The organism is Streptomyces sp. NBC_01669, assembly GCF_026339735.1.
GTDB classification, from domain to species: Bacteria; Actinomycetota; Actinomycetes; order Streptomycetales; family Streptomycetaceae; genus Streptomyces; species Streptomyces yanii.
Genome location: NZ_JAPEQG010000001.1, coordinates 5,588,656 through 5,602,747, shown reverse-complemented (window position 1 = coordinate 5,602,747; position 14,092 = coordinate 5,588,656). Strand labels below are relative to the sequence as shown.

The following is a 14,092-nucleotide window of genomic DNA, read 5'->3' as shown; positions in this document are numbered from 1 at the left end:
AGTCGCCGCCCGATCAGCCGTGCGTACGCAGCAGCGTCCGCATCGTCCGCATGGCCACCGACAGGTTCGCCAGGTCGAACGCGTCCGACCCCCGGATCTCCTCCAGCGTGGAGCGCGAACGCGTCAGGATCGCCGCGTTCTTCTCCTCCCACGCCTCGAACCGCTCCGGCGGCGTCGACGTCCCGTTGCCCACGCCCAGCACATCCGCGGTGAGCGCGGCATGCGCGGCGTACAGGTCCTCACGGATGGAGGCGCGGGCCATGGACTGCCAGCGGTCGCTCCGCGGCAGCTCGATGATCCGGTCCATCAGCTGGGTGATGCCCAACCGGTCCGCGAGGTCGTAGTAGACCTCGGCGACGGCGAGCGGGTCCTTGCCGACGCGCTCGGCGATCGCCACGATGTCGAGCGCCGGGAAGGCGGAGGAGAACCCGGCGACGCGCTGCGCCAGCTCGTCCGGCACGCCCGCCTCGCTGAGCTCTTCCAGGATCGACTGGTACCACTCCTCGTCGGCGCCCTTCAGCATCTTGGGCAGCTCGGCCCAGACCTGGTCGACGCCGTCCTTGAAGAAGCCGATCGTCCCGGCGATCTCCAGCGGCTGCGGCCGGTTGCCGAGCAGCCAGCGCGAGCCGCGCTCGACGAGCCGGCGCGAGTGGAGCCGGATCCGGGTCTGCACATCGGCGGCGACCTTGTTGTCGAGCGCCTCGACGGCGTCCCACACCTGGCCCAGGCCGAAGATCTCGCGGGCTGCGGCCTGCGCGCGCACGATCTCCTCGATCGATGCGCCGGTCTCTTCCCGCAGCCGGTGCAGGAAGGTCGAACCACCGGTGTTCACCGTGTCGTTGACCAGCACCGTGGTGATGATCTCTCGACGCAGCGCGTGCCCGTCGACCGCCTCGGGGAACTGCGCGCGCAGCTGATCCGGGAAGTAGGCGTACAGCAGCTTCTGCAGGTACGGGTCGTCCGGCAGGCTGGTCCGGATCAGCTCGTCGGATGTGGTGATCTTCGTGTAGGCCAGCAGCACGGCGAGCTCGGGCTGGGTGAGCCCCTTGCCGCTGTTCAGCAGCTCCCGGATCTGCCGGTCCGCGGGCAGGAACTCCAGTGCGCGGTCCAGGTGCCCGTCGCGGCCCAGGCGGCGCATGAAGCGCTGCTGGGCGTGGAGCAGGGAGGCGGACTGGGTGACGGAGTTGGCGAGCACGGTGTTCTGCGCGTAGTTGTTGCGCAGCACCAGACGGCCGATCTCGTCGGTCATGTCCGCGAGCAGCTTGTTGCGCTGCTTGACGGTCATGTCGCCGTCCCGGACCAGTCCGTTGAGCAGGATCTTGATGTTCACCTCGTGGTCGGAGGTGTCCACACCGGCGCTGTTGTCGATCGCGTCGGTGTTGATCCGGCCGCCGCCCCGGGCGAACTCGATCCGGCCGAGCTGGGTCGCGCCGAGGTTGCCGCCCTCGCCGACGACCTTGGCCCGCAGGTCCTGGCCGTTGACGCGGATCGCGTCGTTGGCCTTGTCGCCGACGTCCGCGTTCGACTCGGCCGACGACTTGATGTACGTGCCGATGCCGCCGTTCCACACCAGGTCGACGGGCGCCTTGAGGATGGTCTGCATCAGGTCGGCGGGCGTCATCTTGGTGACCCCCGACTCGATGCCGAGCGCCTCGCGGACGTGCGCGTTGACCGGGATCGACTTCGCGGTACGGGGGTGGATGCCGCCGCCCGCGGAGAGCAGGTCCTTGTTGTAGTCGGCCCAGGAGCTGCGCGGCAGGTCGAAGAGGCGGCGCCGCTCGGCGTACGAGGTGGCGGCGTCCGGGGTCGGGTCGAGGAAGATGTGCCGGTGGTCGAACGCGGCGACGAGCCGGATGTGCTCGGAGAGCAGCATGCCGTTGCCGAACACGTCACCGGACATGTCGCCGACGCCGACGACCGTGAAGTCCTCGGTCTGGGTGTCGTGACCGAGTTCGCGGAAGTGCCGCTTCACGGACTCCCAGGCGCCGCGGGCGGTGATGCCCATGCCCTTGTGGTCGTAACCGGCGGAACCACCGGAGGCGAACGCGTCGCCGAGCCAGAAGCCGTACCCGACGGCGACCTCGTTGGCGATGTCGGAGAAGCTCGCGGTGCCCTTGTCGGCGGCGACGACGAGGTACGTGTCGTCCTCGTCGTGGCGCACGACGTCGACGGGCGGCACGACCTCGCCGGCCACCAGGTTGTCGGTGATGTCGAGCAGCGCCGAGATGAACGTCCGGTACGAGGCGATGCCCTCGGCCATCCAGGCGTCACGGTCGACGGCCGGGTCCGGCAGCTGCTTGGCGACGAAGCCGCCCTTGGCGCCGACCGGCACGATGACGGTGTTCTTCACCATCTGCGCCTTGACCAGGCCGAGGATCTCCGTACGGAAGTCCTCCCGCCGGTCCGACCAGCGCAGACCACCGCGGGCGACCTTGCCGAAGCGCAGGTGGACACCCTCGACGCGCGGCGAGTACACCCAGATCTCGAACGCCGGGCGGGGCGCCGGAAGGTCCGGGATGGCCTGCGGGTCGAACTTCATCGAGACGTACGCGTGCGGCTTGCCGCCGTCCGCCATCTGGAAGAAGTTCGTGCGCAGGGTCGCCTTGATGACGGTGAGGAAGGACCGCAGGATCCGGTCCTCGTCGAGCGAGGCGACCTGGTCGAGCGCCCCGTCGAGCTCTTCGAGGAGACCGTCGATCAGCTCCGTGCCGGCGCTCTGCCGGCCGGGCGACATCCGGGCCTCGAAAAGGGAGATCAGCAGCCGGGTGGTGTGGACGTTGTTACGGAGGGTGTCCTCCATGTAGTCCTGGCTGAAGGTCGAACCGGCCTGCCGCAGGTACTTCGCGTAGGCGCGCAGCACCATCGCCTGCCGCCAGCTCAGACCGGCACCGAGCACCAGGGAGTTGAAGCCGTCGTTCTCGGCCTGCCCGGTCCACACCGCGGCGAACGCGTCCTGGAATCGGTCGCGGGCGTCGTCGGCGAGGTAGGTGCCGCTGCCATTGACCTGCGGCATCCGCAGCCCGAAGTCGTAGATCCAGGCATGCGTACGGTCCGCGCAGCGCAGCTCGTACGGACGCTCGTCGACGACCTCGACCCCGAGCCGCTGGAGCGCCGGGAGAACGGCGGAGAGGGAGACCTGCTCACCCGTCCGGTAGATCTTGAAGCGACGCTCACCGGGGCCGGCGCCGACCGGCTCGTACAGGCTGAGCGCGAAGTCCTTCTCGTCCTTCTTCAGCGCTTCGAGGTGGACCAGATCGGCGACGGCGGCGCGCGGCGTGTGGTCGGCCTTGTAGCCCTCGGGGAACGAGTGACCGTAGTGGCGCAGCAGCTCGGCGGCGCGCTCCTCACCGCACTCGGCGTTCAGCGCCTCCTGGAAGCCGTCGGCCCAGGAGCGGGCGGCCTCGACGAGACGCGCCTCGATGCGGTCGGCCTCGGCGTCGGTCAGGTCGGGCAGCTCGGTGCCGGGCGCGACTCGGACGACGAAGTGCAGCCGGGAGAGGATCGACTCGGTGTTCCAGGCGGTGAAGTCGACGCTGGTGCCGGCGAGCTCCTCCTTCAGGATGTCGATCAGCCGGAGCCGCACACCGGTGGTGTAGCGGTCGCGCGGCAGGTAGACGATCGCGGAGTAGTAGCGCCCGTACTCGTCCTGGCGGAGGTAGAGGCGCAGCCGGCGCCGCTCCTGGAGGTACAGCACGGAGGTGACGATGGAGCGCAGCTGGTCGACGGGCGTCTGGAAGAGCTCGTCGCGCGGGTACGTCTCCAGGATCTGCAGCAGATCGCGTCCGTCGTGGCTGTTGGGCGAGAAGCCCGCGCCCTCCAGCACCTCGGCGACCTTGCGGCGGATGACGGGCACCCGGCGCACGGACTCGGTGTAGGCGGCGGACGAGAACAGTCCGAGGAAGCGGCGCTCACCGATGACGTTGCCGTCGGTATCGAACTTCTTCACGCCGACGTAGTCGAGGTAGCTGGGGCGGTGCACGGTGGACCGGCTGTTCGCCTTGGTGAGGATCAGCAGCTTGTGCTCGCGGGCCTTGGCGCGGGCGTCGGCGGGCAGCCGGTCGAAGGACGGGCTGACCGGGTGCGCCTCGTCCTCGCTGTGGTGCGGGTCGGAGCGGAGGATGCCGAGGCCGGTGCCGGGGACGGCTGCCAGCGCGTCGCTGTCCTTCAGCTCGTACTCGCGGTAGCCGAGGAAGGTGAAGTGGTCGGCGGCGAGCCAGCGCAGCAGCTCCCGGGCCTCGTTCACCTCTTCGTCGGCGAGCTCGTCGAGCGGCTCGCCGGGCAGGTCGTCGGCGATGCGCAGCGTGGCGTCGCGCATCTTGTCCCAGTCCTCGACGGTCTCCCGTACGTCGGACAGCACGCGGAGCAGATCCAGGGAGATCTGCTTCAGGTCGGAGCGGTCGGTCTCGCGGTCGATCTCGACGTGGATCCAGGACTCGACGAGCGCGTCGTGCGGCAGCGTGTGCGTGGTCCCGTCGGCGCCCTTGCGGCCCTGCTCGCCGGCAGAGAAGCCGTTGCCCTCGGCGAGGACCTCGATGAGCTTGCCGGTGACATCACGACGGACGACGACCTGCGGGTGGATCACGACATGGATGCCGCGCCCCTGCCGGGACAGCTCATTGGTGACGGAGTCGACCAGGAACGGCATGTCGTCGGTGACGACCTCGACGACGGAGTGGCTGCACGTCCAGCCGTTCTCCTCGACGGTCGGGGTGTGCACCCGGACGTTCGCGGTGCCCTGCGGGCGGTTCTCCGCGAGCCGGTAGTGGGAGGAGGCAGCACCGAAGACATCGACCGGGTCGCGGCCGGCGAGGTCCTCCGGAGCGGTGTGCAGGTAGTAGCGCTGGAGGTACGAGAGCAGCACGTCCGGGCCCGGACGCTCGTCCTGCCCGGCACCGGTGGTGCCGGCCCCGGTGCCCGCAACGTGCACCCGGGGGGTACCGCCCGGGCCGCCGACACCACCGCCCGGACCGTTGTCAGCTACCCGGGCCGCCTGTGCGAGCAGCTCGGCCTTGGCTTCGTCCAGCTTGGTCTGCATGTCCTCTGGCTCCTGTCGCGCGCCGTTGCGTGACGTAGGTGAAAAAAGCGACGTACCGCCACGACACGGGGTTTCCGGTCTGACACGACGCTATGCCGCTACGAGAGATGCCCGGGACCATATTGGCCATTTTTGGCAGCGGGTCCGGGACGAGGGGATCAGTGATCGCCCGGGCACGGTGGCACTCCGGGCGCAGGCCGGGGGCTTCGCTGCCCCCGAGGCGTATCGCGCTGATCACGGGGTCCAGGCTATCTCGCCTGTACCCGGAACCGTCATGAGCCGTATGTGTACAAAAGAAGGCCCCGAACTTTGACACTCTGGACAGCGCGCAACGGGCAGATGCACGCTTGACGCAGACGTCCGCGCGAGGGGAGCCCGCACCATGGCACCGAAAGTCCTGATCGTCACCGGCGACGCCGCCGAGTCCCTGGAAGTCCTGTACCCGTACCAGCGGCTGCGCGAGGAGGGGTACGACGTCCACATCGCGGCCCCCGCCCGCAAGACGCTCCGCTTCGTCGTCCACGACTTCGAGCCCGGCTTCGACACGTACACCGAGAAGCCCGGCTACACCTGGCCGGCCGACCTGGCGTTCTCCGAGGTCGACCCCGGAGACTACGTCGCCCTGGTCGTCCCCGGCGGACGCGCCCCCGAGTACCTGCGCAACGACCCCGAGCTCCGCAAGATCCTCAAGGCCTTCTTCGACTCGGACAGGCCGATCGCCCAGATCTGCCACGGCCCTCTGCTGACGGCGGCGATCGGCGAACTGAGCGGCCGCCGCGTCACGGCCTACCCCGCACTGGAACTCGACATGCAGGCGGCGGGTGCCACCTTCGAGGACCATGAAGCGGTGGTGGACGGCACCCTGATCTCGTCCCGCGCCTGGCCGGACCACTCGGCCTGGATGCGCGAGTTCCTGAAGGTCCTGCGCACGAAGGCCCCGGCGAACTGACGCCCGGGCGGGCCGAGGCCTCGCCGAGCCGAAACGTCGCCGAAGAACCCCCTCAGCCTCCTGTCGGACCCCGCCGGACCCCTTCGGGCACCCCTCAGCGGGTCATCTGCTCGGCAAGCTCCACAGCCTCGCCCAGACTGTCCACCACCGGCACACCGGCCGCCTCCAGGCTGGCCCGGCTGTGCGACCCCCCGGTATAGAGCACCGCCCCCGCACCGACATGCGCCGCGGCCAGCGCGTCGTCCACCGCGTCGCCGATGACCACCGTGTGCTCGGGCGATATCCCGTCCAGAGCAGCAAGGTGCCGCTCCATGTGCTGCGCCTTGCTGCCGCCGGACGGCCCGGTGCGGCCGTCGACCCGCGTGAAGTGCCGCTCGATCCCGTACCCCCGGACCACCGGCACCAGCTGCTCGTGGACATACATGCTCAGGAGCGACTGGCTGCGCCCGGCGAGCTGCCACTGCGCCAGCAGCTCCGCGGCCCCCGCGGTCAGCCCGCAGGCGACCCGCTGCTCGGTGTAGTACCGGTGGAAGATCCCGTCCATTCGCTCCCACTCGGCCTCGGTGGGCAGCCGGCCCATCAGCCGCTCGTAGAAGCGGGGGATCGGGATGCAGTACATCTCCCGGTACTGCTCCAGCGTGAGCGGCTCCAGGCCCACCTCGGCGAACGCGGCATTCGTCGCGCCGACGACCGCGTCGTTGTCGTCGAGCAGTGTGCCGTTCCAGTCCCAGACCAGATGTGTGCGGTGCTTCCCGTGCGTCCCCATGGATAGAAAGTACCTGCCGGGTACGACAACGGGTCAGCCGATCAGGTTGGGAATCTCCTGCACCCCGAACCAGAGCAGCTCGTGGTCCTCGGCACCGTCCACGGTGAACTGCGCGTCGTCGTCCCCGAGGTCCGCCGCGCCGAGCACGGCGGCGGCCGCCGCCACGTCCTTCTCCGCGTCGTCCGCGTCGACGTGCACTGCGGCCGCCTTCCTCAGCGCCACCGCGGAGGCGATCCGCACCTCACCGAGCGACGACGGATCGAGGCTGTGGTCGGGGTCGGCGACGGCTTCCCCGTCCGGCACGTCGACGGCGACGACCACGCGCCTGCGCACGGCATCCGGGTCCCCGGCGATCATCCGCAGCGAGGCGGACGCGGCCCGGTTGAGCGCCGCGTACTCCAGCTCCTCGATGTCGTCGGAGACGTACCACTCGCGGAGCGCGGGAGTCACCGCGTACGCGGTCAGCGGACCGGGGCCGACCTCGCCCGCCCGGTGCGCCGCTGCGAGACCGGAGAGGGTCAGGGGGACGTACACGCGCATAGGTGGCCGCTTTCGTAGTCGGAGACGCCCTCAGGATACGTGCGACGTCCCCCATCGGGGTTACGGCCACGGCCTCCGGCCCGTCCACCCCACGCTCATAATTCACCCCTCACGCCTCCCCCACGCACCTTGCGGCACCGCGTCCATCACCCGGATAGGTGAACCTCTGGGGCCGCGCCCGGCGCCCCGACGGCGCTTGCGGCCGCGTACGTCACCGCCGTAGAAGATCCCCAGCAGAAGTTACCGCCCGGTAAACGACCGGGCCTCGAATCAACGGGGGCGATGAACGATGAGCGTGAACAGGACCCGGCCCGCCGGACGTCACGACCAGCGCAGGCCCGAGGCCGTACCGGCGCAGCGTCGCCGGACAGCGCAGCGAATGCGCCCGCACCACTGGTTCGCGGAACGCCTCCTCGCGGTTCTCAGCGGCCAGCGACCGGTCCACTGGATGCTCGGCCACACGATCGGCGAGGCCTACGACCAGCTTGCCGAACTGGCCCCGGCCACCCCGCTCAGGGCCCGCGGCGCCCGCCCGGTGGTACGCCGCTGCCACGGCGCGCAGCCCGCACCGGGAGTGGTGGAAGCGTGCGCGAGCATCGCGGCGGGCGAAGAGGTACGCGCCATGGCCTTCCGCCTGGAACAGGGCCCGGACCTCCGCTGGCGCTGCGCGGCGGTGGAGCTGGGCGGCACCAAGTCCGGCAGCTGAGAGCCACCGGCACCCACCGCTCGCGGCACAGCGCGACCCCGGCGGCAACCCCCGAGCCCGTCCGTCTCTTGCGGCCCTTCCGGCGTTCGAGGGCAAGCCCCCGGCCCCGCGGCAGGCTTGCACCAGTAGCCCCTTCGAGCCCGTCCGGCGCTGAGGACAGAGCCACCGGACGAACCCGGAACTCCATCCCGCCCCCGCACACGGCTGGGGCCGGACACCCCTCGGTGCCCGGCCCCAGCCGCCGTACCAATCAGTCCCACGCCCACGGGGCGCAGGCGCAGCCGCACCTACTTCTTGCGGCGCCGCCCCCCGCCCCCGCTCTTCTGCGCCTTGCGCCGCTCGGCCCGGGTGAGCCCGTCCGACTCCGACCCGGACCCACCGTCACCATTGGCGAAGTCGCCCTCGACGACACCGCCCTCCCCGTCCACCGTGGGAGCGGAGAAGTGGAGCCGGTCCGGCCGCTGCGGAGCGTCGAGCCCCTTGGCGCGGATCTCCGGACGCGCCGCGGCCGGAACCGTGACGTCCTCCTTGGCCAGCGAGGTCCGCTCGGCCGCATCCTGCACCGGGACCTCCTCGACCTGCTGCTCGACCTGGACCTCCAGGTTGAACAGGTAGCCGACGGACTCCTCCTTGATGCCCTCCATCATGGCGTTGAACATGTCGAAGCCCTCGCGCTGGTACTCGACCAGCGGGTCCTTCTGCGCCATGGCCCGCAGGCCGATGCCCTCCTGGAGGTAGTCCATCTCGTAGAGGTGCTCACGCCACTTGCGGTCCAGGACGGACAGCACGACGCGCCGCTCCAGCTCACGCATGATGTCCGAACCGAGCTGCTTCTCGCGCTCGTCGTACTGCTCGTGGATGTCGTCCTTGATGGACTCCCCGATGAACTCGGCGGTGATCCCGGCCCGGTCCCCGGCCGCGTCCTCCAGCTCTTCGACGGTGACCTTCACCGGATAGAGCTGCCTGAACGCGCCCCACAGCCGGTCGAGGTCCCACTCCTCGGCGAAGCCTTCGGCGGTCTCCTGCCGGATGTAGTCGTCGATGGTGTCGTCCATGAAGTGGCGGATCTGCTCCTGCAGGTCCTCACCCTCCAGGACGCGACGGCGCTCGCCGTAGATGACCTCGCGCTGCCGGTTGAGCACCTCGTCGTACTTCAGGACGTTCTTACGCGTCTCGAAGTTCTGCTGCTCGACCTGCGACTGCGCGGACGCGATCGCCCGCGTCACCATCTTGTTCTCGATCGGCACGTCGTCCGGCACGTTCGCCATCGACATCACGCGCTCGACCATCTGCGCCTTGAACAGCCGCATCAGGTCGTCGCCGAGCGACAGGTAGAAGCGGGACTCACCGGGGTCGCCCTGACGGCCGGAACGACCGCGCAGCTGGTTGTCGATACGCCGCGACTCGTGCCGCTCCGTACCGAGGACGTACAGCCCGCCGAGCTCCCTGACCTCTTCGAACTCCGCCTTGACGGCCTGCTCGGCCTTCTCCAGCGCGGCAGGCAGCGCGGCCGCCCACTCCTCGACGTGCTCGACGGGGTCGAGGCCGCGCTGGCGCAGCTCCGCCTCGGCGAGGTCGTCGGGGTTGCCGCCGAGCTTGATGTCCGTACCGCGGCCGGCCATGTTCGTCGCGACCGTGACCGCGCCCTTGCGGCCGGCCTGGGCAACAATCGTCGCCTCACGGTCGTGCTGCTTGGCGTTGAGGACCTCGTGCTGCACACCGCGCTTGGAGAGCTGCTGCGAGAGGTACTCGGACTTCTCGACCGAGGTGGTGCCGACCAGGATCGGCTGGCCCTTCTCGTGCTTCTCGGCGATGTCGTCGACGACCGCGGCGAACTTCGCGACCTCGGTCCGGTAGATCAGGTCCGACTGGTCGGCTCGGACCATCGGCCGGTTCGTCGGGATCGGCACGACGCCGAGCTTGTAGATCTGGTGGAACTCGGCGGCCTCGGTCATCGCCGTACCGGTCATGCCGGACAGCTTGCCGTAGAGGCGGAAGAAGTTCTGCAGGGTGATCGTGGCGAGGGTCTGGTTCTCGTCCTTGATGTCCACCCCTTCCTTCGCCTCGATCGCCTGGTGCATGCCCTCGTTGTAGCGGCGGCCGGCGAGAATACGGCCGGTGTGCTCGTCGACGATCATGACTTCGCCGTCGATGACGACGTAGTCCTTGTCCTTCTTGAAGAGTTCCTTGGCCTTGATGGCGTTGTTGAGGTATCCGACGAGCGGGGTGTTCACCGACTCGTAGAGGTTGTCGATGCCGAGCCAGTCCTCGACCTTCGCGACACCGGACTCATGGATCGCGACGGTCCGCTTCTTCTCGTCGACCTCGTAGTCGCCGGTCTCCTCGATGCCCTTGAGCGGATTGCCGGCCTCGCCCTTCTTGAGGCGCGTGACCAGCTTGGCGAAGTCGCCGTACCACTTGGTCGCCTGATCGGCCGGGCCGGAGATGATCAGCGGCGTACGGGCCTCGTCGACGAGGATCGAGTCGACCTCGTCGACCACCGCGAAGTTGTGGCCGCGCTGGACGAGCTCGTCCGCGGACCACGCCATGTTGTCGCGGAGGTAGTCGAAACCGAACTCGTTGTTCGTGCCGTACGTGATGTCGCAGGCGTACTGCTCACGTCGCTGGGCCGGCGTCATGTTCGCGAGGATGCAGCCGACGGACATGCCCAGGAACTTGTGGACCCGGCCCATCATCTCGGAGTCGCGCTCGGCCAGATAGTCATTGACCGTGATCAGGTGCACGCCCTTGCCGGAGAGCGCGTTGAGATACGCGGGCAGGGTGCCGACGAGGGTCTTGCCCTCACCGGTCTTCATCTCGGCCACATAGCCGAGGTGCAGCGCCGCGCCACCCATCATCTGGACGTCGTAGTGGCGCTGTCCGAGAACTCGCTTGGCGGCCTCACGGACCGTCGCGAATGCCTCGGGGAGCAGGTCGTCCAGGCTCTCGCCGTCCGCGTACCGTTCCTTGTACTCGTCGGTGAGCGCCCGCAGCTCGGCGTCGGAGAGGTTGACGAAGTCCTCTTCGATGGAGCTGACCTGGTCCGCGATGCGGTGCAGTTTGCGCAGGATCTTGCCTTCGCCTGCACGCATGAGCTTGTTGAAGACGGACACTGAGGCTGGTCTCCTTGCCGGTCGGGCCTGGCACTGGGTCGTGTTATGGACGCTGGCACGGGCACGGCAGGTGGGCCCCACCGCAACGGCCATCGTAAGCGAGGACCCCGCCGCGCCGGGAGGGCTGCCGCCGCGTTGAGCCCGCTGTGCCCTTTCGAGTCAACGGATGGAGGACTCGGAAGGTGCCGGAAAGCGCGAAAACTGGTCGCATCACCGTCGGCACCTCACCAGAATCCGTACATGGAGCCGATCACTCTCACCACCGAACGTCTGCTGCTGCGCCCGTTTCGCCGGAGCGACGCGGACGAGGTGTACGCCGCCTGTCAGGACCCGGACATCCAACGCTGGACGGTCGTCCCCTCGCCGTACAGCCGGGCCGATGCCGAACTCTTCACGGAGAAGCTGTCCCCCGGCGGCTGGCAGGACGACTCCATGTACAACTTCGCGGTGGTGCGGCGCGACGGCGGGGTGATGACCGGTGCACTCGGCATCAACCGGCGCACGCTGCCGGGCACGTACGAGGTGGGGTTCTGGACGGCGAAGGAGCACCGTGGTCTCGGCTATATGACGGAGGCGGTACGGGCTGCCGCCCACTGGACCTTCACCGCGCTCGGCGGGGACCGGCTGGAGTGGCGGGCCGAGGTCGGCAATGTGCCCTCGCGGGCCGTGGCGCAGCGGGCGGGCTTCCGCCTGGAGGGCGATCAGCGCTCGGGACTGCTGAACAAGGGCGTGCGGCGGGACACCTGGGTCGGCGCACTGCTCCCGTCCGACCTGGGCCTGCCGGGCGTCCACCCGTATCTGCCGACGAAGACCCCCACCGGCGCCCCCGTCTCCGGGCGCACGGGCCGGTCCACCGCTCCGTGAACGAATGTCAGTGCGGCCCTCTAGGGTTCGGTCCATGACGCCAGTGCCGCCTCCCGCAGCCGAACTCTCCGCCGACCAGGCACGCAGGATCGCCCTGCGCGCCCAGGGCTTCCTCGGGGCACCGGACCGCCGGGCCGGGGTGCCGGGCGTGCTGCGGCACCTCGGCGCCGTGCAGCTCGACACGATCTCGGTGCTGGCCCGTTCGCACGAGCTGATTCCGTACGCGCGCCTGGGCGCCGTCGGCCGGCGCACGATCGAGGACGCGTACTGGTCGGGTGGCCGCACCTTCGAGTACTGGTCGCACGCGGCGTGCATCCTGCCGGTCGAGGAGTGGCCGCACTTCGCATTCCGCCGCCGCTCCTACCGCGCGCGCCCGCAGTGGAACCACGACCTGCCCGACGGGGCGTACGACACGGTGATCAAGCAGCTTCACGCCGAGGGACCGCTGACGGCGACGGAGCTGGGCGGGGCGAAGAACGGCGGGGAGTGGTGGGACTGGTCGGCGTCGAAGGTCGCCGTCGAGCGGGCTCTGATGTACGGCGAAGTGGTCTGCACCGAGCGGCGCGGCTGGAAGCGGGTGTACGACCTCGCGGAGCGTGCGCTGCCCGACGCTGTGCTGCACGACGATCTGGACGACACGGAATGTCTGCGTCGGCTGGTCGCACTCGCCGGGCAGTCCCTGGGGGTCGGCACCCGTGCCGACATCGCGGACTACCACCGGCTGAAGGCCGAGCAGTTCGACGCGGTGGTGGCGGACTCCGGGCTGGTGCCGGTGACGGTGGAGGGCTGGGCGAAGCCCGCCTGGGCCGACCCGGCGGCGCTGGCTGCGGAGCCGCGCGGACGGCACCGTACGACGCTGCTGTCGCCGTTCGACTCACTGATCTGGGAGCGGGCGCGGACGGAGCGGATCTTCGGCTTCACCCACCGCCTGGAGGCGTACGTCCCCAGGCCCAAGCGGGTCCATGGCTATTTCGCGATGCCGCTGCTGGCGGGCGGAAAGCTCCAGGGCCGGGTCGATCCGGCACGCGAGGGCACGACTCTGGTCGCCCGGCAGGTGTCCCTGGCAGGCAGGAAGGCCGTGGCACCGATGGCCGAGGCGCTCGTGGAGGCGGCGTCCTGGGTCGGCTGCACGGCGGTCCGGGTGGAACGGGTGGACGCACCGGAGCTGCGCGAGCCGCTCAGCCAGGAAGTCGCCCGCGCCCTCGGCTGACCCGGCTGTACCGGCATACCCGATTCACCTGATCTCCAGAATCTTCTCCCGCATGGCATAGACCACTGCTTCCATCCTGGAGTGCAGCTGCAGCTTCTCCAGAATGTTGCGGACATGGTTCTTCACGGTGTTCTCGGAAATGAACAGTTCCTTCGCGATATCGCGATTATTCATGCCCGTGGCAACCAGTTTGAGGACTTCGAGCTCCCGGTCGGTGAGCCGCGGCGCCGGCACCAGCCTGCGCTCGTCGGTCCGCTGGATCATCGACTTGAATTCGGTGAGCAGTTTGGACGCCATGGAGGGGCTGATCTGGGACTGCCCGTCGGCGACCGCGCGGATCGCCGTGGCCACCTCGTCGGTGGAGATCTCCTTGAGGAGATAGCCGGTCGCACCCGCCTTGATCGCGTCGTAGAGGTCGGCCTCCTCGTCACTGATCGTCAGCATGATGATCTTTGCGCTGGGGGCCACCTCCTTGATGGAGGTGCAGGCCTCGATGCCGCCGCGCTTGGGCATCCGTACGTCCATCAGCACGATGTCGGGCAGCAGGTCAGCCGCCTTGTCGACGGCCTCCGCCCCGTCACCCGCCTCGCCGACGACCTGGATGTCCTCCTCCTGGGCGAGGACGATCTCCAGGCCTCTACGGAAGAGCGCATGGTCATCCACCACAAGGACGCGGATCGGCTCCTTACGGGAACTCTCCGCGTCCGCGCCGGTATCGGCACAGGCAGCGTCGTCGGCATCATTCGCATCGCGCACGGGCCCGAAGGTGTCCGCCATCGTTCCTCCCCCTGAAGGCCACGGCCTGAAGTTCACAAACTGTCCGCCAACGGCAGTTCACAGAGCACCGATTGGCTTGGGACGTCATGATTCCATGCCTGGACGTCAGAGCGGTGGTCCTGTGGTCCCACA

At 69.2% G+C, this 14,092-nt stretch carries 9 protein-coding genes; 4 read left to right on the top strand and 5 right to left on the bottom strand.

Annotated elements, in window-relative coordinates; genetic code table 11:
• Positions 1-13 precede the first annotated feature (13 nt).
• The gene (locus OG972_RS25150) at positions 14-5,035 is read right to left on the bottom strand and encodes an NAD-glutamate dehydrogenase (RefSeq protein ID WP_266985021.1); all 5,022 of its coding nucleotides are present in this window, start codon (positions 5,033-5,035) and stop codon (positions 14-16) included.
• 382 nt (positions 5,036-5,417) lie between these two features.
• Here OG972_RS25150 and OG972_RS25145 point away from each other — a divergent pair, with 382 nt between their 5' ends.
• Entirely contained in the window at positions 5,418-5,984 is a 567-nt protein-coding gene (locus OG972_RS25145) for a DJ-1/PfpI family protein (RefSeq protein ID WP_266985019.1), read from the top strand.
• A 94-nt stretch (positions 5,985-6,078) separates the two neighbouring features.
• Here the strand turns inward: OG972_RS25145 and OG972_RS25140 are convergent, their stop codons facing one another.
• Both OG972_RS25140 and OG972_RS25135 read right to left on the bottom strand, forming a co-directional pair.
• On the bottom strand, positions 6,079-6,750 hold the full coding sequence (locus tag OG972_RS25140; protein WP_266985017.1) for an HAD family hydrolase: 672 nt from the start codon (positions 6,748-6,750) through the stop codon (positions 6,079-6,081).
• A gap of 33 nt (positions 6,751-6,783) precedes the next feature.
• On the bottom strand, positions 6,784-7,290 hold the full coding sequence (locus OG972_RS25135; RefSeq protein ID WP_266985015.1) for a hypothetical protein: 507 nt from the start codon (positions 7,288-7,290) through the stop codon (positions 6,784-6,786).
• Positions 7,291-7,579: 289 nt separating this feature from the next.
• Here OG972_RS25135 and OG972_RS25130 point away from each other — a divergent pair, with 289 nt between their 5' ends.
• Complete coding sequence (locus OG972_RS25130) at positions 7,580-7,996, top strand: Rv3235 family protein (RefSeq protein WP_266985013.1); 417 nt, start codon at positions 7,580-7,582, stop codon at positions 7,994-7,996.
• A gap of 287 nt (positions 7,997-8,283) precedes the next feature.
• Here the strand turns inward: OG972_RS25130 and secA are convergent, their stop codons facing one another.
• The gene (gene secA, locus OG972_RS25125; RefSeq protein ID WP_266985011.1) at positions 8,284-11,109 is read right to left on the bottom strand and encodes a preprotein translocase subunit SecA; all 2,826 of its coding nucleotides are present in this window, start codon (positions 11,107-11,109) and stop codon (positions 8,284-8,286) included.
• Between the two features lie 240 nt (positions 11,110-11,349).
• Between secA and OG972_RS25120 the strand changes: the two genes are divergently transcribed.
• Positions 11,350-11,973, top strand: a complete 624-nt coding sequence (locus OG972_RS25120) for a GNAT family N-acetyltransferase (protein WP_266985009.1) — start codon at positions 11,350-11,352, stop codon at positions 11,971-11,973.
• A 34-nt stretch (positions 11,974-12,007) separates the two neighbouring features.
• A complete protein-coding gene (locus tag OG972_RS25115) occupies positions 12,008-13,183 on the top strand; it encodes a winged helix-turn-helix domain-containing protein (protein WP_266985007.1) in 1,176 nt (391 codons plus the stop codon).
• A 24-nt stretch (positions 13,184-13,207) separates the two neighbouring features.
• On the opposite strand, the gene OG972_RS25110 is transcribed toward OG972_RS25115, so the two are convergent.
• A complete protein-coding gene (locus OG972_RS25110) occupies positions 13,208-13,960 on the bottom strand; it encodes a response regulator transcription factor (RefSeq protein ID WP_266985005.1) in 753 nt (250 codons plus the stop codon).
• Positions 13,961-14,092 lie beyond the last annotated feature (132 nt).

Excerpts from the sequence above, each read along its gene's own strand:
- OG972_RS25140 (WP_266985017.1), bottom strand. The coding sequence starts at position 6,750 with ATGGGGACGCACGGGAAGCACCGCACACATCTGGTCTGGGACTGGAAC.
- OG972_RS25145 (WP_266985019.1), top strand. The coding sequence starts at position 5,418 with ATGGCACCGAAAGTCCTGATCGTCACCGGCGACGCCGCCGAGTCCCTG.
- OG972_RS25110 (WP_266985005.1), bottom strand. The coding sequence starts at position 13,960 with ATGGCGGACACCTTCGGGCCCGTGCGCGATGCGAATGATGCCGACGAC.
- OG972_RS25150 (WP_266985021.1), bottom strand. The coding sequence starts at position 5,035 with ATGCAGACCAAGCTGGACGAAGCCAAGGCCGAGCTGCTCGCACAGGCG.
- OG972_RS25135 (WP_266985015.1), bottom strand. The coding sequence starts at position 7,290 with ATGCGCGTGTACGTCCCCCTGACCCTCTCCGGTCTCGCAGCGGCGCAC.
- OG972_RS25115 (WP_266985007.1), top strand. The coding sequence starts at position 12,008 with ATGACGCCAGTGCCGCCTCCCGCAGCCGAACTCTCCGCCGACCAGGCA.
- OG972_RS25130 (WP_266985013.1), top strand. The coding sequence starts at position 7,580 with ATGAGCGTGAACAGGACCCGGCCCGCCGGACGTCACGACCAGCGCAGG.
- OG972_RS25120 (WP_266985009.1), top strand. The coding sequence starts at position 11,350 with ATGGAGCCGATCACTCTCACCACCGAACGTCTGCTGCTGCGCCCGTTT.